This window comes from Enterococcus sp. BWR-S5, assembly GCF_016745255.1.
In the GTDB taxonomy this organism is placed as follows: Bacteria; Bacillota; Bacilli; order Lactobacillales; family Enterococcaceae; genus Enterococcus_L.
Genome location: NZ_JADOEQ010000025.1, coordinates 23,442 through 45,989, shown reverse-complemented (window position 1 = coordinate 45,989; position 22,548 = coordinate 23,442). Strand labels below are relative to the sequence as shown.

General features: G+C 40.9%; 21 protein-coding genes. 3 read left to right on the top strand and 18 right to left on the bottom strand.

The features are described 5' to 3' along the window. Nucleotides 1-193: 193 nt before the first annotated feature. The 4 genes from frr to rpsB form a co-directional block, all read right to left on the bottom strand. Nucleotides 194-751 carry a ribosome recycling factor gene (gene frr, locus IW510_RS20375; RefSeq protein ID WP_202062855.1) on the bottom strand — a complete coding sequence of 186 codons (558 nt, stop codon included), beginning with the start codon at nt 749-751 and terminating at the stop codon, nt 194-196. A 1-nt stretch (nt 752) separates the two neighbouring features. Beyond that, nucleotides 753-1,475 (bottom strand): UMP kinase, encoded by a 723-nt coding sequence (gene pyrH / locus IW510_RS20370; protein WP_202062852.1) that lies wholly within the window; start codon nt 1,473-1,475, stop codon nt 753-755. A gap of 191 nt (nt 1,476-1,666) precedes the next feature. Next, a complete protein-coding gene (gene tsf, locus IW510_RS20365) occupies nt 1,667-2,548 on the bottom strand; it encodes a translation elongation factor Ts (RefSeq protein ID WP_202062850.1) in 882 nt (293 codons plus the stop codon). 131 nt (nt 2,549-2,679) lie between these two features. Then, nucleotides 2,680-3,471, bottom strand: coding sequence for a 30S ribosomal protein S2 (gene rpsB, locus IW510_RS20360; RefSeq protein ID WP_202062848.1), 792 nt, complete (start codon nt 3,469-3,471; stop codon nt 2,680-2,682). A 455-nt stretch (nt 3,472-3,926) separates the two neighbouring features. On the opposite strand from rpsB, the gene IW510_RS20355 reads away from it, so the two are divergent. After that, nucleotides 3,927-4,271: a carboxymuconolactone decarboxylase family protein gene (locus tag IW510_RS20355; protein WP_202062846.1), complete on the top strand. Its 345-nt coding sequence runs from the start codon at nt 3,927-3,929 to the stop codon at nt 4,269-4,271. A gap of 77 nt (nt 4,272-4,348) precedes the next feature. On the opposite strand, the gene IW510_RS20350 is transcribed toward IW510_RS20355, so the two are convergent. The 8 genes from IW510_RS20350 to IW510_RS20320 form a co-directional block, all read right to left on the bottom strand. Beyond that, a complete protein-coding gene (locus IW510_RS20350; RefSeq protein ID WP_202062844.1) occupies nt 4,349-5,470 on the bottom strand; it encodes a hypothetical protein in 1,122 nt (373 codons plus the stop codon). Between the two features lie 233 nt (nt 5,471-5,703). After that, nucleotides 5,704-7,086: a glycoside hydrolase family 1 protein gene (locus IW510_RS20345; protein WP_202062842.1), complete on the bottom strand. Its 1,383-nt coding sequence runs from the start codon at nt 7,084-7,086 to the stop codon at nt 5,704-5,706. 5 nt (nt 7,087-7,091) lie between these two features. Continuing rightward, a complete protein-coding gene (locus IW510_RS20340; protein WP_202062840.1) occupies nt 7,092-8,429 on the bottom strand; it encodes an alpha-L-fucosidase in 1,338 nt (445 codons plus the stop codon). Nucleotides 8,430-8,458: 29 nt separating this feature from the next. After that, a complete protein-coding gene (locus tag IW510_RS20335) occupies nt 8,459-9,454 on the bottom strand; it encodes a LacI family DNA-binding transcriptional regulator (RefSeq protein ID WP_202062838.1) in 996 nt (331 codons plus the stop codon). A 19-nt stretch (nt 9,455-9,473) separates the two neighbouring features. After that, a complete protein-coding gene (locus IW510_RS20330; RefSeq protein ID WP_236674841.1) occupies nt 9,474-11,789 on the bottom strand; it encodes a glycoside hydrolase family 3 N-terminal domain-containing protein in 2,316 nt (771 codons plus the stop codon). Between the two features lie 33 nt (nt 11,790-11,822). Next, nucleotides 11,823-13,145, bottom strand: a complete 1,323-nt coding sequence (locus IW510_RS20325) for a PTS sugar transporter subunit IIC (protein WP_202062836.1) — start codon at nt 13,143-13,145, stop codon at nt 11,823-11,825. A gap of 201 nt (nt 13,146-13,346) precedes the next feature. Further along, on the bottom strand, nt 13,347-13,472 hold the full coding sequence (locus IW510_RS21525; RefSeq protein WP_269092914.1) for a hypothetical protein: 126 nt from the start codon (nt 13,470-13,472) through the stop codon (nt 13,347-13,349). A 111-nt stretch (nt 13,473-13,583) separates the two neighbouring features. Then, nucleotides 13,584-14,360, bottom strand: a complete 777-nt coding sequence (locus IW510_RS20320; RefSeq protein WP_202062834.1) for a TrmH family RNA methyltransferase — start codon at nt 14,358-14,360, stop codon at nt 13,584-13,586. 117 nt (nt 14,361-14,477) lie between these two features. Between IW510_RS20320 and IW510_RS20315 the strand changes: the two genes are divergently transcribed. Both IW510_RS20315 and yidC read left to right on the top strand, forming a co-directional pair. Continuing rightward, entirely contained in the window at nt 14,478-14,753 is a 276-nt protein-coding gene (locus IW510_RS20315; RefSeq protein WP_202062832.1) for an acylphosphatase, read from the top strand. Nucleotides 14,754-14,972: 219 nt separating this feature from the next. Further along, nucleotides 14,973-15,893, top strand: a complete 921-nt coding sequence (gene yidC / locus IW510_RS20310) for a membrane protein insertase YidC (protein ID WP_202062830.1) — start codon at nt 14,973-14,975, stop codon at nt 15,891-15,893. A 51-nt stretch (nt 15,894-15,944) separates the two neighbouring features. On the opposite strand, the gene IW510_RS20305 is transcribed toward yidC, so the two are convergent. The 6 genes from IW510_RS20305 to era all read right to left on the bottom strand — a co-directional run bounded on the left by IW510_RS20305 (nt 15,945) and on the right by era (nt 22,477). Then, complete coding sequence (locus IW510_RS20305; protein ID WP_202062828.1) at nt 15,945-16,415, bottom strand: GNAT family N-acetyltransferase; 471 nt, start codon at nt 16,413-16,415, stop codon at nt 15,945-15,947. A 100-nt stretch (nt 16,416-16,515) separates the two neighbouring features. Next, nucleotides 16,516-18,597: a glycine--tRNA ligase subunit beta gene (glyS, locus tag IW510_RS20300; RefSeq protein WP_202062826.1), complete on the bottom strand. Its 2,082-nt coding sequence runs from the start codon at nt 18,595-18,597 to the stop codon at nt 16,516-16,518. Nucleotides 18,598-18,599: 2 nt separating this feature from the next. After that, nucleotides 18,600-19,505 (bottom strand): glycine--tRNA ligase subunit alpha, encoded by a 906-nt coding sequence (gene glyQ / locus IW510_RS20295; protein WP_202062824.1) that lies wholly within the window; start codon nt 19,503-19,505, stop codon nt 18,600-18,602. A 370-nt stretch (nt 19,506-19,875) separates the two neighbouring features. Next, the gene (locus IW510_RS20290; RefSeq protein ID WP_202062822.1) at nt 19,876-20,589 is read right to left on the bottom strand and encodes an AAA family ATPase; all 714 of its coding nucleotides are present in this window, start codon (nt 20,587-20,589) and stop codon (nt 19,876-19,878) included. Further along, complete coding sequence (gene recO, locus IW510_RS20285; RefSeq protein ID WP_202062857.1) at nt 20,579-21,364, bottom strand: DNA repair protein RecO; 786 nt, start codon at nt 21,362-21,364, stop codon at nt 20,579-20,581. The genes IW510_RS20290 and recO overlap by 11 nt, the downstream gene beginning before the upstream one ends. Before the next feature lie 210 nt (nt 21,365-21,574). Beyond that, nucleotides 21,575-22,477, bottom strand: a complete 903-nt coding sequence (gene era, locus IW510_RS20280) for a GTPase Era (RefSeq protein WP_202062820.1) — start codon at nt 22,475-22,477, stop codon at nt 21,575-21,577. Nucleotides 22,478-22,548 lie beyond the last annotated feature (71 nt).

Genomic DNA, 22,548 nt, shown 5'->3' with positions numbered 1-22,548 from the left:
GGTAGCCTTTATCTAGTATATCGAAAGGAGTTTTATCGCTAAAGCTACTTCTTCCACGCGCAGTACGCGTGGTTTTTTTGTTTCAATCACTTTAGTGATTGAAACCGACTAAAGTCATTAACATAAAAAACTGACAAGGAAAGAGCGACTCTCTCCTTGCCAGTTTTCTAATTGTCTATCAGACAGTTAGATGCTAGACATCTAATAATTCTTTTTCTTTATCAGCTGCGATTTGATCAATGTTTTTCACACTGTCGTCTGTGATTTTTTGAACATCTTTTTCAAAGCCTCTCAGCTCATCTTCAGTGATGTCGCCATTTTTTTGTTGCTTTTTCAAGTCGTCCATCGCATCACGACGTACGTTTCTTACTGCTACTTTAGCATTCTCAGCTTCTTTTCTTACGTCTTTTGTTAATTCTTTCCGACGCTCTTCTGTTAGCTGAGGAATCACCAAGCGGATAACATTCCCGTCATTGGTTGGGCTGATACCGATATCGCTGGCTTGAAGTGCTTTTTCAATATCCTCCAATGAGTTCTTATCAAATGGAGTAATCATTAGAATACGCGCTTCCGGAATCGTAATACCTGCAAGTTGGTTCACAGGAGTCGGTGCTCCATAATATTCTACAGTGATACGATCAAGCAGACTCGCATTTGCTCTGCCGGCACGAATTTGTCCCAGTTCACGTTGTAAATTTTGTTCTGCTTTTTTCATTTTTTCTTGTGCAGTTGCTAAAATTTCTTTCGACATATTATTTCCCCCTAACAGTTGTTCCGATATTTTCGCCAAGACATGCTCGACGGATATTTCCAGGTTCATTCAGGTTAAAGACAAGCAATGGAATATCATTATCCATGCTTAGAGAGCTTGCTGTAGAGTCCATTACTTGCAGACCTTTAGAAATCACATCTAAATGTGTCAGCTCGTCAAATTTTACCGCATTGGCATCCAGCTTAGGATCTGCAGAGTAGACACCATCAACATTGTTTTTCGCCATTAAGATGACATCAGCATCAATTTCAGCTGCACGAAGTGCGGCTGTAGTATCCGTTGAAAAGTAAGGATTCCCTGTTCCGCCAGCAAAAATAACTACACGGCCTTTTTCAAGGTGACGTTCTGCTCTTCTGCGAATATATGGTTCTGCAATCTGACGCATTTCAATAGATGTCTGCACACGAGTTGGTACACCTAGATTTTCCAATGTATCCTGTAAAGCCAGCGCGTTCATCACTGTAGCCAGCATACCCATGTAATCTGCCTGAGCTCTTTCCATACCCATTTGAGCGCCAATTTGTCCGCGCCAGATATTGCCGCCGCCGACAACGATAGCCATCTCAATGCCCAGTTCGTGTACTTCTTTGATTTCTTCGACGATTTCCGCAATAACTGGAGGTTTGATGCCAAATCCATCTTCTCCGGCTAATGCCTCACCACTCAATTTCAATACTACACGTTGATATTTAGGTTTTACCATCTTGTCTTTTCCCTCCAACAATTCTCTATAGCCATTCTATCATAAGATGGCTGTTCTTTCAGATAAATCTTTGATATTGCTTAAAAAAAGGGAGCGCAGCTGCCTGCGTTCCCGAGTGGCTGACACAGAAACGATTCACCTCAAAAAATTAAGAAGAAACTGCTTCGGCATCAGCCGTTGATTCAGTTGAATTATTTTTTCATTTGGCTCATTACTTCATCAGCAAAGTTATCTTCACGTTTTTCGATTCCTTCTCCAACTTCAAAACGTACGAAAGATTTCACTGTGCCGCCTTTAGAAGCAACATATTTTGCCACTGTCATATCTGGATCTTTAACAAACGGCTGATCTACAAGAGAGATTTCAGCTTTGAATTTATTCAAACGGCCGACAACCATTTTGTCAACGATATTTGCTGGTTTACCTTCATTTAATGCTTGTTCAGTAAGAACTGATTTTTCATGTTCCAGTTCTTCTTGAGGGATTTGAGACTCATCAACATAACGAGGATTGATTGCAGCGATGTGCATTGCAACATCTTTCGCAACTTCTTCATCAGTTGTTCCATCAAGAACAGTCAATACAGCAATACGTCCACCCATGTGCAGGTAAGCGCCAAATGCAGCATTGTCAGCTTTTTCAACTAACTCAAAACGACGGAAGCTGATTTTTTCTCCAATAACAGTTTGAGCTTCGATTAATTCAGTTTCGATTGTACCCTTTTCTGTTTTAAGAGCTAATGCTTCTTCCATAGAAGCTGGTTTGTTTGTCGCAATTTCTTGTGCAACAGTTTTAACTAAGTCTTGGAACATTTCATTTTTAGAAACGAAGTCAGTTTCTGAGTTGATTTCTACGATTGCTGCAAAGTTTCCGTCTACAGCTACGTTTGCCAAGCCTTCAGCGGCAATACGGTCATTTTTCTTACCAGCTTTTGCCATTCCTTTTTCACGTAGATAGTCAACAGCTTTATCCATGTCGCCTTCTACTTCTACCAACGCTCTTTTCGCGTCCATCATACCGACACCAGTCATGTCACGTAATTGTTTAACTAATTTAGCTGAAATATCTGCCATTTTTCTATATCCTCCTCAAAGTGGTTGTATCAATTGTTTCAAAAAAGCTATCTCAAAGGAGCAGCAGGCTTTTTCGCCCAGCCCTTGAGACAGCTCCGTTCATTTATTCGTATAGTTTTTACTGCTTTGGATTACTCAGCAGCGCCTTCGTTAGTACCTTCAACAACTTCAACGATTTCTTCGATTGATGTTGCTTCTTCAGGTGCTTGCTCAACGAACATTTCTTCTACTGCTTGGTCTTCACCTTGGTTTCCTTCGATGAATGCATCAGCCATTTTAGCTGTAATCAATTTAACGGCACGAATTGCATCGTCATTTGATGGGATTACTACATCAATCTCATCTGGATCACAGTTAGTATCAACCATTGCTACGATTGGAATGTTCAATTTGTGTGCTTCTTGAACAGCGATGCGCTCTTTACGAGGGTCAACGATGTACATAACATCTGGAATTCTAGGCATATCAGCGATACCGCCCAAGAATTTTTCAAGACGTTCACGTTGTTTGTTCAAGCCAACAACTTCTTTTTTAGGAAGAACGTCGAATGTTCCGTCTTCTTCCATTCTATTGATATCTTTCAAACGTTTGATACGTTTTTGGATTGTATCCCAGTTAGTCAATGTTCCACCTAACCAACGGTGGTTTACAAAGTATTGACCTGCACGGATTGCTTCATCTTTGATTGCTTCCTGTGCTTGTTTTTTAGTACCTACGAACAATGCAACGCCGCCTTCTTCAGCAACATTTTTCATGTAATCGTAAGCTACATCTACCAATTTCACTGTTTTTTGCAAATCAATGATGTAGATTCCGTTTCTTTCTGTGAAGATGTATTTCTTCATCTTCGGGTTCCAGCGACGAGTTTGGTGTCCAAAATGTACGCCGGCTTCAAGTAATTGTTTCATAGAAATTACTGCCATGATGTTGTTTCCTCCAATTTGGTTTTTTTGTTTCCTCTCCTGTTCTCTTCTTTATGAAGAACCGTAAACGGCACCACTTCATAAATCAAATCAGGATGTGGATTTAGCGCCTAAAAGCAGCACCTTTGATAGTATACAACAGAAATGTATCAAACGCAAGGCAATTAAAAGGAAATCCTTTATTACTCTTGATTGTTTCAAAAATGGAATCGTTAGAGTGCTCTTCCATCCGTTCATTCATTTAATGATGCATCCAGCTGTTTTTCACACTCCTTACACCCAGCTAGACCGACTCGATGTATTGATTCCGTTATCGAATTGAAGCATTTCTCTGTGATATGGTACCATATAGATAGGTCTTAAACGAAATGACAGGTTCAATTATTTCGTTATCGTTCGTTGATTTATGAAGACTTTTACAAAAGGTATATCTTTAGAAAGAGAGGTTTTATATCATGTCAGATTACAAAGAAGCTTATAAAGAATTAGCACATAACCAAGCAGTACTGGTAAAAAACTGTCCTGAATTAATGACTGCCTTCAGAGGCATTCCCAAGGAAGCACTTAAACCAAAGCATTTAGACACAAAAACGAAGGAACTGATGGCTGTTGCGATTGCTATCTCCGTTCGTTGTGAAGGATGTATTCTTGCCCATGTCAGAGATGCCTTGAAAGCGGGAGCTACGATGGAAGAACTCGCGGAAACAGTTGAAGTTGCGGTCTTGATGGGTGGCGGTCCTGCAACAGCTTATGGAGCTAAAGCGTTGGCTGTCGCAGAATCATTAGTGAAAGAAAAGTAAAAAAGCATGCAGACTGTCTCAATTGGGGCAGCCTGCATGCTTTCACTTTATCATCACAGAAAAACACGAACAATATTTTACTTCCAACGAAGCGGAATTTGTCCTTCTCCAGAGTAAAAGAAGTTTCCCTTTTGAATATCAAACTCAAACGCTAGAAACTCTTCCTTACCAGTTAAGCCAGACCAAACGAGCTCTTCATTACTTCTTGTACTCTCAGTCCCATTACTGTCAAATGTACAATACGTAAGCTGGGCGCCTTCAAACTGAGAGGATAAGATAATCGGATCATACAACTGATAACTTGTTGTATCCTTTTTCATTGTTACAGGTGTTAAGATACCTTGAGTTGAAATATCGGCCCTATTCAACTGAGACAACTCAGATAGTGCAGAAATATCTGTTAGTAATGGCTGGGTATAGGGAGCCTGCCACCCCTCGTCACCAATTGAATTACCCACAGTGTACAGCTCCAATACTTTCAATTGCGTATTGTTTTTGAAATCGTCCAAATTAACAACGCCGGAAACCGCTGTTCTTACATACTCCAACGAAGTCATTCCTCTAAACGGACGAATATCAAGAATTGGGCTCGCACCAAATTCGCCAGTTACTTTCTTCACATTTTCAAAGTTTTCAAATCCGGCAATGTTATTATAGGTTTGACACCAATCCAAATCAATTACTTCAATGGTTGGCAAAACATTTTTATGAACCAAGCCATAGGTATTTAAAAAATCACTTTCTTCTACGTGTGTTTTATCTAAGCTTGTTATACCTTGCTCATATTCACTTGCCAAGAGCTCAAGCTTTTGCTCTTTTTCCTCATAAAATGCAGTAGATTGCAAATCAATTTTTTCTGTTTCTTTGTCATACTCTTCCTTTGACAGCTCGCCATTAGACAACTTACTATCTAGTTCAGCCAAAAGAGCTTCAAGTTTTTTTAATTCTGCTTCATAATCCACATTTAATGATTCTTCCTTCGCTGCATAAGCAAACTCTATTTCAAATTTTTCAACATCTGTCGCATATTTGTTATCAATGTAGTTTCTGCCTTTATACGCCAATACTTGTTCAAGTAAATCTGTGTTAGAAAACTGAATATAGTTCTCGGTTGGTTTCTCTGCTTGTGCTGCAGAAGAACCAACTACCCCTCCTAGAAAAATAACACTCATAGACGCTAATAACTTCCAACATTTCATTTTCCACCACTCCTTTTAATAGTATAATTAAACTGTAACACCAACAAACTCAAGCAGTCAATTAGTATTTTAAATATAACTAAAAGATGTAATTTGATATTTATATAAAATGAAAATAATTCATTTTTTATTATGGACATACGCCGAAACCTTCAAAAAATCCTACGACGTTAAAAAGTGTCTTTGCATTAGCGCAAAGACACCTTCTTTTCGTTAGTAAGTATACTGATAAATCAGTCTAAAAATCCATTTTTCTCAATCAGCTCTTTATACCACAACCCGCTCTTCTTCAAGCTTCGCTCAAAATGATTGTCAAGATCCACGCGATAAAAGCCATAACGGTTTCGATACCCATTTAACCAAGACCAGCAATCGACAAAGGTCCATGTATGGTAGCCAAAGCAATTACTTCCTTCTGCGATTCCTCGATGGAGCTCTCGAAGATGCTCTTTCATAAACTCAATACGATAATCGTCTTGAATCATTCCTTGTTCATCCATAAACCGTTCTTCCTCAGCCACACCCATGCCGTTTTCAGAAACATACCACGGAATATTCCGGTATTGTTCCTTCATCATTACAGCAACATCGTATAGAGCCTCTGGATAGATTTCCCATCCTCTGTAAGGATTAATGCGTTTTCCAGGCATATCATAAGGGATATAGAAATCTGAAGGCATTTCAGCGGGAAAATGAACAGTAGTTGGTGCCTGCACCCTTCTTGGCTGATAGTAATTCAAACCGATAAAATCTACTGTGTTCTGTCTAATCAGCTCTTTATCCTGCGTTTCAGTTACTGGTGTCAGCTCATGCTCTTTTAGAACAGTAATGAGTTTTTCAGGTATTTCCCCATGGACTGCTGGGTCAAGAAAACTGTTGGTATTGAATAAATCAGCTAATTCCTTGGCTTTGAGATCCTCTGAGGACTGACTTTTCGGGTACGCGGGAGAGATGTTGAGGATAATCCCTATTTGCCCGTTCTCAATTTGCAGCTTTCTAAATTCTTCTACTGCCCGCACATGTGCCATTAGAGTATGGTAGCCCACCTGAACAGCCTTTTTAAAATCGACAATAGCCGGATAGTGAAAACCATATAAATACCCACATTCAATATGAACTAGCGGCTCATTGAAGGTTGTCCAATACTTGACTGTATCCCCAAACAACTCAAAAGCAGTTTTTGCATAAAAAGCAAATGCTTCTACTGATTCTCGTATCTCCCAACCACCTTTTTCCATCAGCCACCAAGGCAAATCAAAGTGAAAAAGATTGATAATTGGCTCGACACCATTTGCTTTCAACTCAGAAAAATAGGCCTTATAAAAAGCAGTACCCTCCGGATTTACTGTACGTCCATCCGGAAGCAAACGTGTCCAGGCAATCGATGTTCGATAAGAGTTCATCCCCAGTTCCTTCATACGCTGGATATCCTTGCTATACTCCTCATAAACATTTGATGTATCACTCGGTCCTTGCTGCTCATTAAATTTTTCAGGCGCCAGCTTGAACCATTCATCCCAAGTTGAAGCAGATTTTCCATTTTCCAAGCTGTGTCCTTCTGTTTGCGGTGCTGAAGCTGCTGCACCCCATAAAAATGCTTTTGAGAATTCTCTCATTTCTGTTATCCCTCTGTTCCTATTTGAATTTCTATTCCAGTGACAAACTCCCTTTGGTCTTTCTCAGTTAGTTGGATTTTGCCATTCTGAATTAAATACCTATCATTGCTCTTTAAACCGCTAACCGTTACTACTGACGCATCCACTGCCAGTTCGTCAAGACACAGTTCCGGTACTGCCTCTGTCTCTTTATTAAAATGAAACGCATAAATCGTCTGACCCTTTTTGGTAAAGTACCAATGATCGATTTGCGATACACTGTTCTTTCTTGTGCCATAAATCCCTTGACCATATATTTGAAGCCAATCGCCTAACTGCGCCAGCAACGAAACAGCCTCTTTCGGCAACGTCCCATCCAGCTTGGGTCCAACACCTAACAGAAGGTTTCCTCCCTTGGAAACAATCTTAATTAAAAGTGATAAAATTTCTTCAAATGATTTATACTCATCATTTGGAACATATCCCCAGTTTTTCGCTAAAGGGATATTGCTCTCCCATACCTTTTCCGGTAGAGTGTCAGGCACTTTTCTTTCCGGCGTAACGTAATTTTCGTAGGCTCCTCCAATCGTGCGATCCACCACAATTAACTGCGGTTGTTTTTCTCTTAGTTGAGGGATGATTTCATCCATTGCCAGATACTCATTATTCGCCGAATTGACCCAACCTGCATCCAGCCATAGAATATCTATATCCCCATAGGAACTACATATCTCCTTCAGTTGGCTAAAAACAAATTGCTGATATTTCTGCCATTTCCTCGGTTTTTCTAAAGGATCATAGCTGGCGTATCTGCCGACAGGTCTGCTTTCAGGCTCCCAGTATAACGGACTTGACCAATCTGCTTTTGAATAGTAAGCACCTATAGACAGACCTTCCTTGCGAAAAGCGTCAACTACCGTTTTAAATATATCCTTATGTTGGTTTGTATGAAACGGACAGTGCTCCCCTGATACCTTATACTCTGAAGCCTGTGTATCATACATATTGAAGCCATCATGATGCTTTGTTGTAAAAATCATGTAATTGAATCCCGCTTGTTTACACAGAACAGCCCAGTCCTCCGGACAAAATTTCTGTGGGTTAAAGCTTTCTTCTAACTGCCAGTAATCTCGTCTAAGTTGATTCAAATCGTTTCGCCAAGGTTTTTTCCTTGCCCAATCATCTTCCTCAGAAAGCTGCCACGACTCAACAATCCCCGCTACAGCATACAAGCCCCAGTGAAAAATGACACCTAGCTTGTCATCCTGAAACTGTTCCAGCTGTCTTTTTACTTCTAAAGGAAGCTCTCCGTAGGCTTCTTGCTGCGTTTGGCTGTTTTCTTCAATGTCCTGCCTGATTTTCATCCTTCGTCTCACCTTTGTCATTGTTTGAATTAACGCTTGCTGATTGAATCCCGCCAAAGAATGTCATTTTCAATAATAAACTGCTGTCCGGCTGCTGTCGTTCGATCCTTGACACGCTGCAAAATCCGCTGTGCAACCAATGTACCAAACTCGGCTACTGGCTGCTTGATGACAGTCAGCTTGGGATAAAAGATATCGCTGGCTTCAAAATAATCGTAGCTGGCAAAGGAAATATCCGTTCCGATCTTCATTTCATGCTGGTAGATAGCCTCTAATGCGCCTAGCGACATATTGTAGTTACAGACAAATACAGCAGTGATTTCTTCAAGCTGCAGCAGCTCTTCCATACACGCATACCCGCTTTTTCTTGAGTAATCACCATAGACGATGTAGCGCTCATCTAACACAACATCCGTCTGGCTAAAGGCATCATAAATACCACGCAGTCTTTCCTTTGCTACATAATCAATTTGAGGCGCTGCAATAAAGCCGATTTTTTGGTGTCCCTGTGCCAGAATACGCCGAACCAGCTCCGCCGTACTTTGCCGATTGTTCAATAAAATAGAGTCCACATTGGGATACTCCAATGGTGTGATTGCTGAAATAACGGGGATATCAAGCCTCTCAATTTTTTCAATCCCCGGCCAGCTTTGCTCAGCACCAAAAACAACTAATCCATCCACACCACGTGAAAGCAGGAAATCCAGCTTGCGTTCGATTTGCTCAGCGTCATCTCGATAGCCGGAGAGCAGTGTACCATAACCCTCCTGCTCAAAGACATCCTCAATCGTTGCCACTACAGAAGAGCTGAACTGACTCTGCATGTTGTTCATCAGCAGGCCAATCGAATAGCTTTGATTGCTTTTTAAACCCTTTGCCCAAAGATTCTCTGTATAATTCAGTTTTTCGATTGCTATTCGAATACGCTCCATGTTTTCCGGACGCAATGTATGTCCATTCAAATATCGAGAGACACTGCCTACCGAAACCTGCGCCGCCTTTGCTACTTCCTGTATAGTGGCCACCTGTTGTTCCTCCTAGTTATCAGCTATTTTCGAAGCTGATTAATTGTTCTAACTCATTGATTCTAATTGTCACCTGATCTGTCAGCTCAAAAGCGCCTTGACTATTACAATATGCCAGCTCTTCAACCCCAAGCTTGAAGCTTATCCGTTCAGCCTGATTAGGGGAAAGTTCAACCTTTTCAAAGCCGCGAAGCAACTGCTTTCGTTGAATAACATCCCCACCATGAAGTTTCACAAAAAGGAGAGCTGTTTCCTTCCCTATATACTGACCAGTATTTTTCACTGTGACTTCTACTTGGAGTTTCTTTCCATCTTTCAGCGCTTGCTTCGTCACTTCTGGATTCAGCACAGTCAATTTCTCATAAGAAAATGTCGTAAAGCTCTCTCCATAACCGAATGGGAATAACGGTGCACCGGATAAATCATAGTAATTCTCATTCATCGCAATATCTCGCTGATAATGATAAACCGGTAATTGTCCACTACTGCGCGGATAACTAATACTGAGTTTACCGCTTGGGTTGACAGTACCAGTCAGAATTTGTGCTAAAGCAAGACCGCCCTCCTGTCCCGGATACCAGGCAGAGATAACCGCAGCTGAGTGCTGGCAGACAGTCTCTATATCATGGGGACGTCCTTGAACCAGAATTGTGATAATCGGCTTTTCTGTTGCCTTTAAGCGAGCTAACAATTCAAGCTGTTTCCCACCTAAAGAAAGTGATGCAACATCTACATTTTCTCCGGAGTCCATATTGACCCCTTTTGAAGAAACAGCACCATTGGCAAAGAATTCCATGTCAAAATTTCTAGCACTGGAACCGCCAAGTACAAGAATAATTTTATCACTTTTTTCGGCTAGCTCAACAGCATTTTCTATTAAGGTTTCCTGATTTTGCTCATCACGTACATCACAGCCCTGACTATAAGCAACCTGCGAGCGAGAGAAAGCCTGTTTGACACTGGTAAAAATAGTTTTGCCCAACTGTTCATCTGTCTGCGGTGCGGTATAGTCTCCTAACTGATTGTAGAGCGCGTGTGCATTGGGACCGATAACCGCCAGTTTCTCTCCGCTGTCCGTCAAAGGAAGCAGCCCTTCATTTTTCAGCAAAGTCATACTTTCTGCAGCCATCTTTTGATTACCTTTCTGATAGCAGTAAATTCGTTCCTTATAATTCGTTTCCGGTTTTTCAGTAAACGGACGATCAAAAAGACCCAGCATAAATTTGAGGCTCAAGATTCGATATACCGCTTGGTCTAACGCCTCCATCTGAATAACGCCTTGTTTGAGTCCATTCTCAATGGTCAAGTAGGTTCGATCCCAAAGGCTTAAATCAATCCCCGCCTGTAAGGCTTGCCCGGCAGCTCGTTCATCTGATCCGTAAATTGGTTTTAGTCGATCCAAGGCTGTCCCATCTGCCATGACGATTCCTTGATAACCGATAGCTGTCCGCAACTGCTCCTGAAACAGCTGTTGATTCGTATGACAAGGAACACCATCGATGTCATTATAAGCTGCCATAATTCCAGCTGCATTTTTTGCACTATTCAACAATGGGTAATATATTTCCATAAATTCACGTTGCCCAATAGTCACAGCACCGGAGTTATGACCGCCAAGTCCATCTCCTTGAGCAATACAATGCTTTAATACTACGCCCAGCTGATTCGGCTTTCTGTCAATTTCTGCTACCGTTTGATGAACAAATGCCTGATGATCATTAATCATGTCTCCCTGAAATCCGGCAATGATTGAGCGATTAAATGCAGCTGCCACATAGGGGTCCTCTCCGTAACACTCCTCTGTTCTTCCCCAGCGCGGGTCGCGGCTTAAATCAAGGGAAGAAACAAGCGCCAGATGAACACCTTTCGCAGCAAGCTCTTCCGCCATCAATCGAGAGGTTTCTTCAATTAGTGACGTATTGAAAGAGTTTCCTCTCCCAATATTCGTCGGATAAGAAATACTGCCCAGTCCTTGATGACCATGAGGACATTCTTCAGCTAGTAACACAGGTATCCCCAATCTTGAATGGTTTATTACATAATCCTGAATGTCATTTGCTACCTTCCAGCTATCCTCAGCAGGTATGCCATTCAACTGATTCACCTTTGACCAGGGATCAGCACGAAATAATCCATATAGTGCACCCATCCCCTGCCCCCAGCGAACATGTTCCTTGAAATAGTCTGTTAATCGAAAGCCTGTTTTGTCCTTTTCGTAAGCTTTCCACCCATATAAATGCTGATTAACTTGTCCAACCTTCTCTTCTACTGTCATTTGCTTCAGTAAATCTTCTACACGCTCATGAATCGTTCTGTCAGGATTCTTATAGCTCATCTTACTTGTTCCTTTCCGCTTCTTACTATAATATTACGCGATTTCCAGACCTTTAGCTTTATTGCTCGCCATGATAAATGGAATGAAGAGTAAGATATCCATAATGAAGAGCAGTAATGCCAAAATTGCTGCCGGCAAATTACCACCAGTTGCAATCCATGCTTGGAACACAGGTGGTGTAATCCATGGCGCAGCAGCAACTGTTTTTCCAATTAACCCAACACTTGTTGCAAAATAGGCAATAATCAAATTAATAGAAGGAATCAATGCACAAGGAATCATAAAGATTGGATTCATTACTACCGGTAGACCAAACATAATCGGCTCTGCAATATTGAAACAGCTCGGTGCCAGACCTAGTCTTGCAACATCCTTTTGTTCTTTTCTTTTTGAAACAATAAAAATGGCGATAATCAATGGTAAAATACAGCCTCCGCCTCCAAGTAAACCGAAGCTGCCTACAAATGGTTCCGTTACAATATTTGGAATTGCTGTTCCAGCTTCAAAGGCTGACATATTTTCTTGAATCGCCGCCAGCATTGGTGCGGATTTTATTGGAGACAGAATACTTGAACCGTGCATTCCGAATACCCACAGCGTATCAGAAATGAATTGAATGAACAGCATACCAGGGGCAGAAAGTACAAATCCCTTCAATGGCGTTTGAATGATAACATCCACTACCTCCGGAACAGTCAGGCCAGTTGTTTTATCTAAAACAAATACGGCGATAGCAAAAATAATAATAACCAATACTTCCGGAATCAACGAATTGAAGGATGTACCCACAGCCGGCGGTACACTTTCCGGCATTTTGATGCGCAGCTTTTCTACTTTAGAAAATAGAACAAACAGTTCAGTTCCCACCAACGCCGCCAGCATTGCTAAGAACAGACCGGAAGAAGAGGTTAATGACTGAAGATACACACCACTCACTTCTGCAGTTGCTCCATCAGCTAATGTAACCGTGCTGTTCAATGGAATCATGATAAACATCAATGCAACACTTAGTCCGCCTGCATGTGTTGGACTAAAGCCTTTATTCTCGATTTTTCCAGATGAAGCATACCAGGTGGCTAAGTTGAAGCCGATATTATAACAAACTAAAATTGCTAAAATCCCCATCGTTCCGTTGTTTACAATACCAGCCAACCCTGCCAAAAAGCTTAAATCAACAAATTGCTGTACCCAAGCATTTGAAAAGACCACCGCATTCAGTAAAATGAAAAAAGATGCTGCCATGATTAATGGCATGGTGATAATAAATCCATCTCGAATGGCGCTTAGGTGTCTTTGGTTATTGATTTTCGCAGCAACAGGCAACAATTTCTCAGATAACTTGTCAATAAATTTCATTAGGACTCCTCCATATCTCATTAGTTAGTTTAATGTCCTAACTAATTGATTAAAAAAATAGTTGATATTACTTGAATCGATTCAAATATATTCTAGCAGTTCTTTTTTCTATTTGCAACCGCTTTTTTGAATCGATTCAACTTTTTATCTTTTCCTAATTTTGAGCACCCCTTCTATCATTTGTCATACGCATTCGATGAGCTAAATAATTGCCATAAATAGAAAACAAGCAGCCATTTTGCTCCTGCTTTCACATCCCCACTCTTTTGATAGCCAACGTACAAGAAACTGCTTCTCATTCTTCTCAAGCACTCTCTCATTTTTCATTTTTTCCTCTAAGTTGCCTAAGAAAAAACGATTCATTCAGTTGAAGTCTGGGCTTTAATCGATAGGCAAAAAAAGAGCGGGCATCATCGCTGGCCCACTCACTTCCTTCTTTTATTCCGCATTTAATGCAAACATCAATACACCAGCAGCAATCGCAACATTTAGCGACTCGGCTTTCCCTTTGATTGGAATATACAGGTTCTCCGTTGTATGAGCCAACACTTCCTCACTTACCCCGTTGCCTTCATTCCCCATAATCAACAAAAAGTTTTCCTGTGCAGATACCGTTGAATAAGGAACAGCTGCCTCGTTGAGCTCCGTTCCGTACACTGCGCTTCCCTGCGCTTTAAACTTTTGGATAAACGGCAAAAGCTCCCCGCGAATGATAGGCAAATGAAAATGACTGCCCTGCATCGCACGTAACACCTTTGTACTGTAAATATCCGCTGCGCCCTCTCCCATAATGACTCCTGAAAAACCGGCAGCATCCGCCGTTCGAATCATAGTTCCTACATTTCCCGGATCTTGTACTTGATCCAGTGCCAGCCACGAACCAGTCAAATCAAGCTGTTCTTCCGCTTCGACAGAGGGCATGTTTACTACAGCCATAATCCCTTGCGGAGTAGGCAAATCAGACAGACTTTTCATTACTTCATCGCTGACAAGCGTTAGCTTTTCCGTCTCTTGCTGCTCAATCCATTCCTGCCATTCCGCCAATCCACGCTTCGTTACAAGAATCGCTTCTACAGTGGCCGAATAATTGATTGCTTCTTCCACCAGATGAAACCCCTCTAGCAAGTATTGCCCCATTTCCTCTCGCTGTTTTTTTCGATGCAATTTTTTTATCGCTTTAATCCATTCATTTTTACTGGATGTGATTTCTTTCATGCCGTCACCTCGTTTGCTATTATACCATGGTTCAAATTGAACAATGAGAGAAAACTTGAACGATTATGAAAAAAACGCTATCATTGATTTAGATAATTGAGTAACGGAGGGTTGACTATGAGAAAAATCAGGATGAATGTGCAAGGTCGTGTTCAAGGTGTTGGCTTTCGGTATACAACAAAAATGGTTGCCGATCAGCTGGAAATCACCGGAACTGTGCGAAATGAAGAGGACGGCTCTGTATCGATTGAAGCTGTCGGTTCACTAGATGCTATGGATGCTTTTATAAAAAAAATCAAAGATTCACCCACGCCAGCTGGTCGTGTTACGTATGTGGATATTCAAGACGATCCCTTAATTGAAGACTACAAGTCATTCAAAGTCACAAATTAGTAAATATCGTATACCATTGAAAAGTTCCAATGCTTGAAACATCTGTTTATTCTCATACAGAAAAAACAGGGAGTGGACTAACGGTTACCCACTCCCTTATTTGTATTGATTCAACGGATATTCAATAAGATTCCTGTAGTTTTCTGAATTATTATTGAAAAAGCAGTGGATTTAAAGTATAGTTAAATTTGTGCAAATTTTAGAAAAAGGAAGAATTTTATGAAGAAATTTAATAAATGGCTACTTGGATCAGGACTTATCACATTAATGTTATTTTTATCTGGCTGTGTAAAAACAGGCAGTGACGGACAACCTACAGGCGAAGGCTTCGTCTATAATTACTTAGTTCGACCGATGAGCACGATGATTACATATCTGGTTGATAACTTTAACTGGAATTACGGTTGGGCAATTGTTGTTATCACAATCATTGTTCGTTTAATCATCTTACCGATTGGGCTAAACCAATCACGGAAAAGTATGATTCAAACAGAAAAAATGCAGGCAATCAAACCGCAAATTGATGTCATTCAAGCAAAATTGAAGCAAGCGACAACAAGAGAAGAACAAGCAGAAGCGCAAATGGAAATGCAGCGTGTCTACAAAGAAAACAATGTCAGCATGATGGGCGGTATCGGCTGTCTGCCTCTATTGATTCAGATGCCGATTTTCTCAGCATTGTTCTTTGCAGCACGATATACTGAAGGAATTAGTGATGCCAGCTTCTTTGGAATTAATCTAGGACAACCAAGTATTGTCTTTGTTGTTCTGGCCGGTGTAGCTTACTTGATTCAAGGGTATATCTCAACAATCGGTATTCCCGAAGAACAGAAGAAAACAATGAAATCCATGTTGATTGTTTCACCTTTAATGATTGTATTCATGTCCTTCCAGTCTCCTGCAGGTGTCGCTTTATACTGGGTTGTCGGTGGTGTCTTCAGTTGTATACAAACATTTATCACTAATATTCTTTTGAAGCCTCGAATCAAAGCACAGGTTGCGGAAGAAATGAAGAAAAATCCGCCAAAACAGGTGATTACACCAATTAAAGATGTTACGCCTGAGAAAGAAGCTGTCCAACTGGATAAAAAACCAACAAATAGTGGTCGTAATGCCGGAAAACAGCAAAATAGAAAATAAACTTAAAAAAGTGGTTCAACCTATCTTCTTGATAGCTGAACCACTTTTTATTTAGTTTAGCTGCTTTCGCAACTTCATTGTTTCAATTTCATAACCAAGGCGCTGATAAAAAGATACTGCATGCTGATTTGTTGCTATGACCATCAAACTGATACCTGCATAGCCTTGCTTTCTTGCCCACTCCTCTGCATAATTCATCAGTTTCTTACCATAGCCCTGCCCTTCGCTCTCTTTTCCTAAACAGATTCTCGATAAATATGCTTGTTTTTCATCCGTGAGCCAATCCGTCTCAACAGTTATCTCTAAAAAACCGCCAATAGCTTCATCTTCGTCTGCCAACACCCACCAATGACTATTACTATTCTCAGCTTGCTGTTTTAAATCCTCAGCCAACCAGCTTTTTTGCTGTTTTCCTAATGTCTCTTTATTGGTTCTCTTAGGCAGATTGAAGTCTGCTAATCGTTCACTCAAAGAAAGAACAGCCTCATAATCCGTGCCTGCCTGATACCTTCTAATTTCCAATTGCTTTATCCTCCTACACTCTTTCGAATTACATAAAAAGAGAGTCCGGAAAACCAAGAGCATTCTCTTCCCGCTCTTGGTTTAACAAACTCTCCAGCTTCTATTTTACATTCAGCAGATCCAAGCTTGCCAATGATAGAACCATGCGGGCGATACGAGTCAATTCCGCCAGTCTGTTCATTTTCACTTGCTCATCATCGACCATAACCATCGTGTTGTCAAAATAGTTCTCAATTAATGGCTTCAAGCCTACCAATGCCTGATAATTTTCAGCCATAGTATTGTCTTTAAACACGGATTCTACATCGTTTACTGCTTTATGCAGTGCTTTTTCAGAATCATTTTCAAAGAGCTTCGCTTCAACAGTCACCTCTTCACCAAACAGTTCACTGCTTTTCTTCGCCAGATTCAAGACACGTGTCAATGCTTCAATGGATGGTCTGAAATCTGCATCTGCCAAGTGTTCTCTAATAATCATGGCAGAAGCAAAGAGCTTCATCATATCTCTCTGATCCGCAGAAATAACCGCATCAATGATGTCATGGCGAATATTTTTTGTTAACAGCAGCTGACGTAACCGTGCCTTAACAAAATCAATAACTTCGTTTTGACCGCTTGTCAGCTGGATACCAAAACGTTCGATATCGCTATTGATTTGATTATCGATATCCTTTTGCAGCTCCGCTAACGGGAACTGCCATTTTTTACTTTCTACAATACGGATAACGCCATATGTCTGACGACGTAGTGCATACGGATCGTTCGAACCGCTCGGAATCATGCCAACTGCAAAGAAGGTCAGAACGCTATCCAATTTATCTGCAACAGCCAAGACAGAACCAATGATTGATTCCGGCAGCTCTCCCTCACTGGAAATCGGCATGTAGTGTTCACGAATTGCTTGAGCAACAGCTGGTGTTTCTCCTTGCAGCAACGCATATTTTTCACCCATAATCCCTTGAAGCTCAGGGAATTCGCCTACCATATTTGTTACTAAATCAAATTTATAGATTTGAGCTGCTCGATTCAAATCAGTCAGCTCTGCTTCCGTTAAGCCTACCTGTTTTCCGATAATCTCGGCAATCACTGATACACGCTGCATCTTCTCATAGATAGAACCAATTTTTTCATGGAAGGTAACATTTTTCAGCTTGTTCACACAGGCGTCAATCGATAGTTTTTTATCTTCATTGAAGAAGAACTCTGCATCCTCCAAACGAGCGACAAGGACCTTTTCATTCCCTTTAATAACATTTTCTAAATGAACGTTATCCCCATTTCTGACAGCGATAAAGTGAGGAAGCAGCATTCCACGTTCGTTTCGAACATCAAAATAGCGCTGGTGCTCCTTCATCGAAGTAACCAATACTTCATCAGGAACCGATAAGTATTTTTCATCGAAATTACCGATAAAAACAGTCGGGTACTCCACTAAGTTGTTAACCTCTTCCAACAGCTCTTCATCTAAATCCAATGCCCAGCTGTTTTTAGCTGCCAAAGTCTCAGCTTGTTCAACAATCATTGCCTGACGCTTCGCCGGATCAGCAATAACGAATTGCTCAAGAAGCTTTTCTTCGTACTCGTCCGCATGAGCAAAGCTTGTCTCATCGCCTAAGAAGCGGTGGCCTCTTGAAACATTACCAGTTGTTACGTCTAAGATTTCAAATGGAATAATTTCATCATCTAATAATGCTACAATCCAATGAATAGGACGGATATATTCAAAGTCATAGTCTGCCCAATGCATCGTAACTGGGAATGTCAAACTAAGAATGACCTCTTTCAAGCCTTGCAGCACTTCTTTAGATTCTTTTCCGTGAACGTACTTTGTTACGTAAACATACTCTACGCCATTCAGCTCTCTGAATGTAATGGCATCTGTTGTCAGTCCTTGACCACGAACAAAGCCTTCTGCAGCCTTAGACCAATTTCCCGCTTCATCCTGCGCGATTTTTTTGGCTGGTCCTTTTACCTCTTCCTGTGTATCCTCTTGTCTTTCAGGAATGTTAGTAATATGGATTGCCAATCGTCTTGGCGTTGAATATGTCTGAACAGATTCATAGCCGAGATTGTTTTCGTCTAGAAACTTCACGACTTTCTCTTCTAATTGCAAACGACTCGGTGTCACTACATGAGCAGGCATTTCTTCCAAACCAATTTCCAATAATAAATTATGGGCCATGTCTATTCAGCTCCTTTCTCAGTATGTTCTTTATTTAACAACGGGTAACCCAGCTTTTCTCTTTCTGCTACAAAGATTTTTGCAACCGCACGTGCCATGTTACGGATACGTGCCAGATAACCGGCACGCTCAGTGACAGAAACTGCACCACGGGCATCTAAAAGATTAAAGGTATGGCTGCATTTCAAAATATAATCATACGCCGGGTGAACAAGACTTTCATCAATACAACGCTTTGCTTCTTTTTCAAATTTATCAAAATTTTCCAACAGCATATCCTGATTGCTGATTTCAAAGGAATATTTTGAATGCTCATACTCAGGCTGCTTAAAGATTTCGCCGTATTTTACTTCTTCTGTCCACTGCAAGTCATACACGCTCTCTACCTCTTGGATATAAGAAGCCAAGCGCTCCAAGCCATAAGTGATTTCTGCTGTTACTGGTTTACAAGGTAAGCCGCCTACTTGTTGGAAATAAGTGAATTGAGTAATTTCCATCCCATTCAACCATACTTCCCAACCTAAGCCGGCACAACCCATTGACGGGTTTTCCCAGTTATCCTCAACAAAACGAATATCATGTTCCAACGGCTCAATTCCTAATAATCTCAGACTTTCCAGATATAACTCTTGAATATTTTCAGGAGAAGGCTTCATGACCACTTGAAACTGATGATGCTGATACAAGCGATTTGGATTCTCTCCATAACGACCATCTGCAGGACGTCTGGACGGCTCAACATAGGCTGCATTCCAAGGCTCTGGTCCAATCGCCCGTAAGAACGTATACGGACTCATTGTTCCCGCCCCCTTTTCCGTATCGTAGGACTGCATTAGCATACAGCCATTTGATGACCAAAATTTCTGCAAAGTTAGGATCATGTCCTGTAAAGTTAATTTCTGCTTCATTTCTTTTCCTCCCGTTTCTTTCATATCTGCTAAACACGTACACTGTTTCCATTTACTCACGTAATAACCAGCTAAACAGAATAATTATGTTACTCTTTTCTCTGATTTACCTGCACAAAAACAAAAAGTCCCTATGCCTCCAGAGAGACATAGGGACGAAAATTCATTCGCGGTTCCACCCTACTTCTGATTCATAGAATCAGCAGCTTCATTCAGCGTACTCAAAAGTGCCATTCAAAAGGATTGAGTTTCGGCTTCCACTCTCCCGAAATCGCTTTTCACACAATAACCTTCCTACTCTTCTTTATCAACATACGTATTTCATTACTATCAATAATAAGGCGTTCTAATAGAGTTGTCAAATGATTTTTCATTCTGCAAAGAGTTTTTCAAAAAAATGGTCCTTTCGATCGAAAATCATAGCCCATTCTTGATAGAGTTTTGTTTCTTCCAGTGCTTTTTCACTAATCCCAGCTTCAGTAAACTCATAAATTTTGGCCTTTGGAAAAAAGAGCAAAATCGGAGAATGCGTCGCAATGATAAATTGAGCGTTGTCATCGGCCAGCTCCTTCAATAAAACCATTACCTTCAGCTGTGTACTCAGTGACAACCCTGTTTCCGGCTCATCAAGAAGATAGATTCCCTTTCCAAAAAAACGATTGGAAAGCAGCTCGTAAAAGGATTCCCCTCTGGAAAATTGATGGAGGCTTCCTTCAAAAGCGGTAGAACCAGTCCTTTCTATATCTGTCATCAAATTATAAAAAGATTCTGCGCGATAGAAATAGTAATCCTTTGGATGATTTGGGTACCGCACCGGTCGACACGCTTCAACTAAGGCATTCGATTCCTCATAAGTTGAAAACAGCTGATTCCGCGATCCGCCTTCCAAATTCATCCCCATCAATTCAGCCAGTAGTTCCATGATGGTTGATTTTCCAGTACCATTTTCACCAATGAAAAAAGTAATTGGTTGATCAAAAATCAGCTCGTTAAGATTAGATAAGGCAGGCAAATGAAAAGGAAAGTCATCACAACATTCAGGCGCTGTGTAGATAACACTTTTTAAATAGCCGCTAGTTGTCATGCTCTTCCCTCTTCTCTTTGAGTGTATTTTCCCACGTCTTCATCTGATCTATAAACTTTTTGCTTTTCAAATGGATACCGACATATTCATCATACAGCTCATCAATAATTTTACGAATCTCCGCTTTTATTTCAGTGTTAACCTCGATTTTATTCAGCTTTTCATAGGAAACCGCTGAAAATAGTCGAATAAAGTGGATTGCCTTAGGATCGCCGTGGTATCGATGCTGATCCATCGGCCAATGCTGTTCACAAAGTACGCCGCTATATTTCGAGGAATAATCAAAACGGCCATGGGTTTGCCCACAAACACGACAGCTCCGCCAATCGATTGCTACACCAAATCTATGTAAAAGTTGTATCTCGTAAATGTTGGTTATCACCTCAGGGTCTTTCCCCTCATCAATCAATTCCAAGGCTTGCAGACTAAAAGAAAAGAGACCAGGATCGTACACCCTATCTTCAATTGCTGTATCCGCAAGATTCAAAATATACGTTGCATATGCATTGAGGAAAATATCCTGTTGAATCGCTAAAAATGGTTGCACGTCTTTACTGCTATTGATAAAGGACAATCCTTCGGTTCTGAAATCCCCGATATAGACAGCTTGTGTAAACGGCAGCAACGCAGGTACCAAAGGATTATTCTTACGATGGGCATTCTTAATAAAAAACATTTGCTTTCCAAAAGACTCAGTAAATATTTTAACCAGCTTATCCTTTTCCTTATAGTCCTTTGCAAAAAGAACCAAGCCTTTGCTTTCCCCTAATACCATTTTTTTCACCGCCTTCCTTTCCTATTTTATCAAACAATACAAAAAAGAACAGCAACTATATTTCTCCAATTTAATTTCTTATGAGGGGCAGTCTTAAACTCCACCACAAACTACCTTAGTAGTCAGCTGACTGCTGCTGGATTCACCAGAAATAAAAAATCAAAGCACAGGCTCAGACCATTTCGGCTGTTCCTATGCTTTGAAGGCTCATTAATAGTCTTCTTTTCTATAACCAAAATCCTGAAGATAAACTTTTTTATCTCGCCAGTCTTTTTGTACCTTGACCCATAGCTCCAGATAGACCTTGTCATCTAACAGATGCTCAATATCTCTTCTTGCTTTTGTCCCAATTTGCTTGAGCATTTTTCCGCCTTTTCCGATAATGATGCCCTTTTGGCTATCTCGCTCAACAATGATTGTCGCTTGGATATGCACCTTATCATTCTCATCACGCTTCATCGAATCTACGACTACAGCTACGGAGTGGGGAATTTCATCTCTTGTTAAAAGTAAGACTTTTTCTCTAACAAGCTCGGAAACGATGAAGTATTCCGGATGGTCTGTTACCTGATCCTCTGGGAAATACTGAGGTCCCTCAGGCATTCGATCCACTAGAATCTCCATTAAGCGATCGAAATTGTTTCCTTCTGTAGCTGAGATTGGCACAACCTCGGCGAATTCCATTTGGCTGGCATAATCTTCAATAATCGCCAGCAGCTCATCAGGATGTACCTTATCAATCTTGTTAATGACTAGAAAAACAGGGGTATTCTGCCCTTTCAGGCGCTCAATGATGAAATCATCCCCTTTTCCTCTTTTTTGATCGGCACTAATCATGAATAATACGGCATCCACTTCACGGATTGCACTATACGCAGTTTCCACCATAAAGTCCCCTAAGCGATGCTTAGGCTTGTGGATTCCAGGTGTATCAATAAATATTAACTGAGCCTCCGGTGTCGTATACACTCCTTGAATTTTATTTCTAGTTGTTTGAGCCTTATCGCTCATGATGGCAATTTTTTGCCCGACAATTCTGTTCAACAAGGTTGATTTCCCAACATTGGGTCTGCCAACAATTGCCACAAAACCGGATTTATGTGCTTCGGTCATTACATCCTCCTTCTAATCGACAGTCGTTATTAAAACAATTCAATCCTGTCGATGTCTCTCTCTTTTCAAGC

Bases quoted from the DNA above. Each gene is read 5' to 3' on its own strand.
- frr (WP_202062855.1), bottom strand. From the start codon at position 751: ATGTCGAAAGAAATTTTAGCAACTGCACAAGAAAAAATGAAAAAAGCA.
- pyrH (WP_202062852.1), bottom strand. From the start codon at position 1,475: ATGGTAAAACCTAAATATCAACGTGTAGTATTGAAATTGAGTGGTGAG.
- tsf (WP_202062850.1), bottom strand. From the start codon at position 2,548: ATGGCAGATATTTCAGCTAAATTAGTTAAACAATTACGTGACATGACT.
- rpsB (WP_202062848.1), bottom strand. From the start codon at position 3,471: ATGGCAGTAATTTCTATGAAACAATTACTTGAAGCCGGCGTACATTTT.
- IW510_RS20355 (WP_202062846.1), top strand. From the start codon at position 3,927: ATGTCAGATTACAAAGAAGCTTATAAAGAATTAGCACATAACCAAGCA.
- IW510_RS20350 (WP_202062844.1), bottom strand. From the start codon at position 5,470: ATGAAATGTTGGAAGTTATTAGCGTCTATGAGTGTTATTTTTCTAGGA.
- IW510_RS20345 (WP_202062842.1), bottom strand. From the start codon at position 7,086: ATGAGAGAATTCTCAAAAGCATTTTTATGGGGTGCAGCAGCTTCAGCA.
- IW510_RS20340 (WP_202062840.1), bottom strand. From the start codon at position 8,429: ATGAAAATCAGGCAGGACATTGAAGAAAACAGCCAAACGCAGCAAGAA.
- IW510_RS20330 (WP_236674841.1), bottom strand. From the start codon at position 11,789: ATGAGCTATAAGAATCCTGACAGAACGATTCATGAGCGTGTAGAAGAT.
- IW510_RS20325 (WP_202062836.1), bottom strand. From the start codon at position 13,145: ATGAAATTTATTGACAAGTTATCTGAGAAATTGTTGCCTGTTGCTGCG.
- IW510_RS21525 (WP_269092914.1), bottom strand. From the start codon at position 13,472: ATGAAAAATGAGAGAGTGCTTGAGAAGAATGAGAAGCAGTTTCTTGTA.
- IW510_RS20320 (WP_202062834.1), bottom strand. From the start codon at position 14,360: ATGAAAGAAATCACATCCAGTAAAAATGAATGGATTAAAGCGATAAAA.
- IW510_RS20315 (WP_202062832.1), top strand. From the start codon at position 14,478: ATGAGAAAAATCAGGATGAATGTGCAAGGTCGTGTTCAAGGTGTTGGC.
- yidC (WP_202062830.1), top strand. From the start codon at position 14,973: ATGAAGAAATTTAATAAATGGCTACTTGGATCAGGACTTATCACATTA.
- glyS (WP_202062826.1), bottom strand. From the start codon at position 18,597: ATGGCCCATAATTTATTATTGGAAATTGGTTTGGAAGAAATGCCTGCT.
- glyQ (WP_202062824.1), bottom strand. From the start codon at position 19,505: ATGAAGCAGAAATTAACTTTACAGGACATGATCCTAACTTTGCAGAAA.
- IW510_RS20290 (WP_202062822.1), bottom strand. From the start codon at position 20,589: ATGACAACTAGCGGCTATTTAAAAAGTGTTATCTACACAGCGCCTGAA.
- recO (WP_202062857.1), bottom strand. From the start codon at position 21,364: ATGGTATTAGGGGAAAGCAAAGGCTTGGTTCTTTTTGCAAAGGACTAT.
- era (WP_202062820.1), bottom strand. From the start codon at position 22,477: ATGACCGAAGCACATAAATCCGGTTTTGTGGCAATTGTTGGCAGACCC.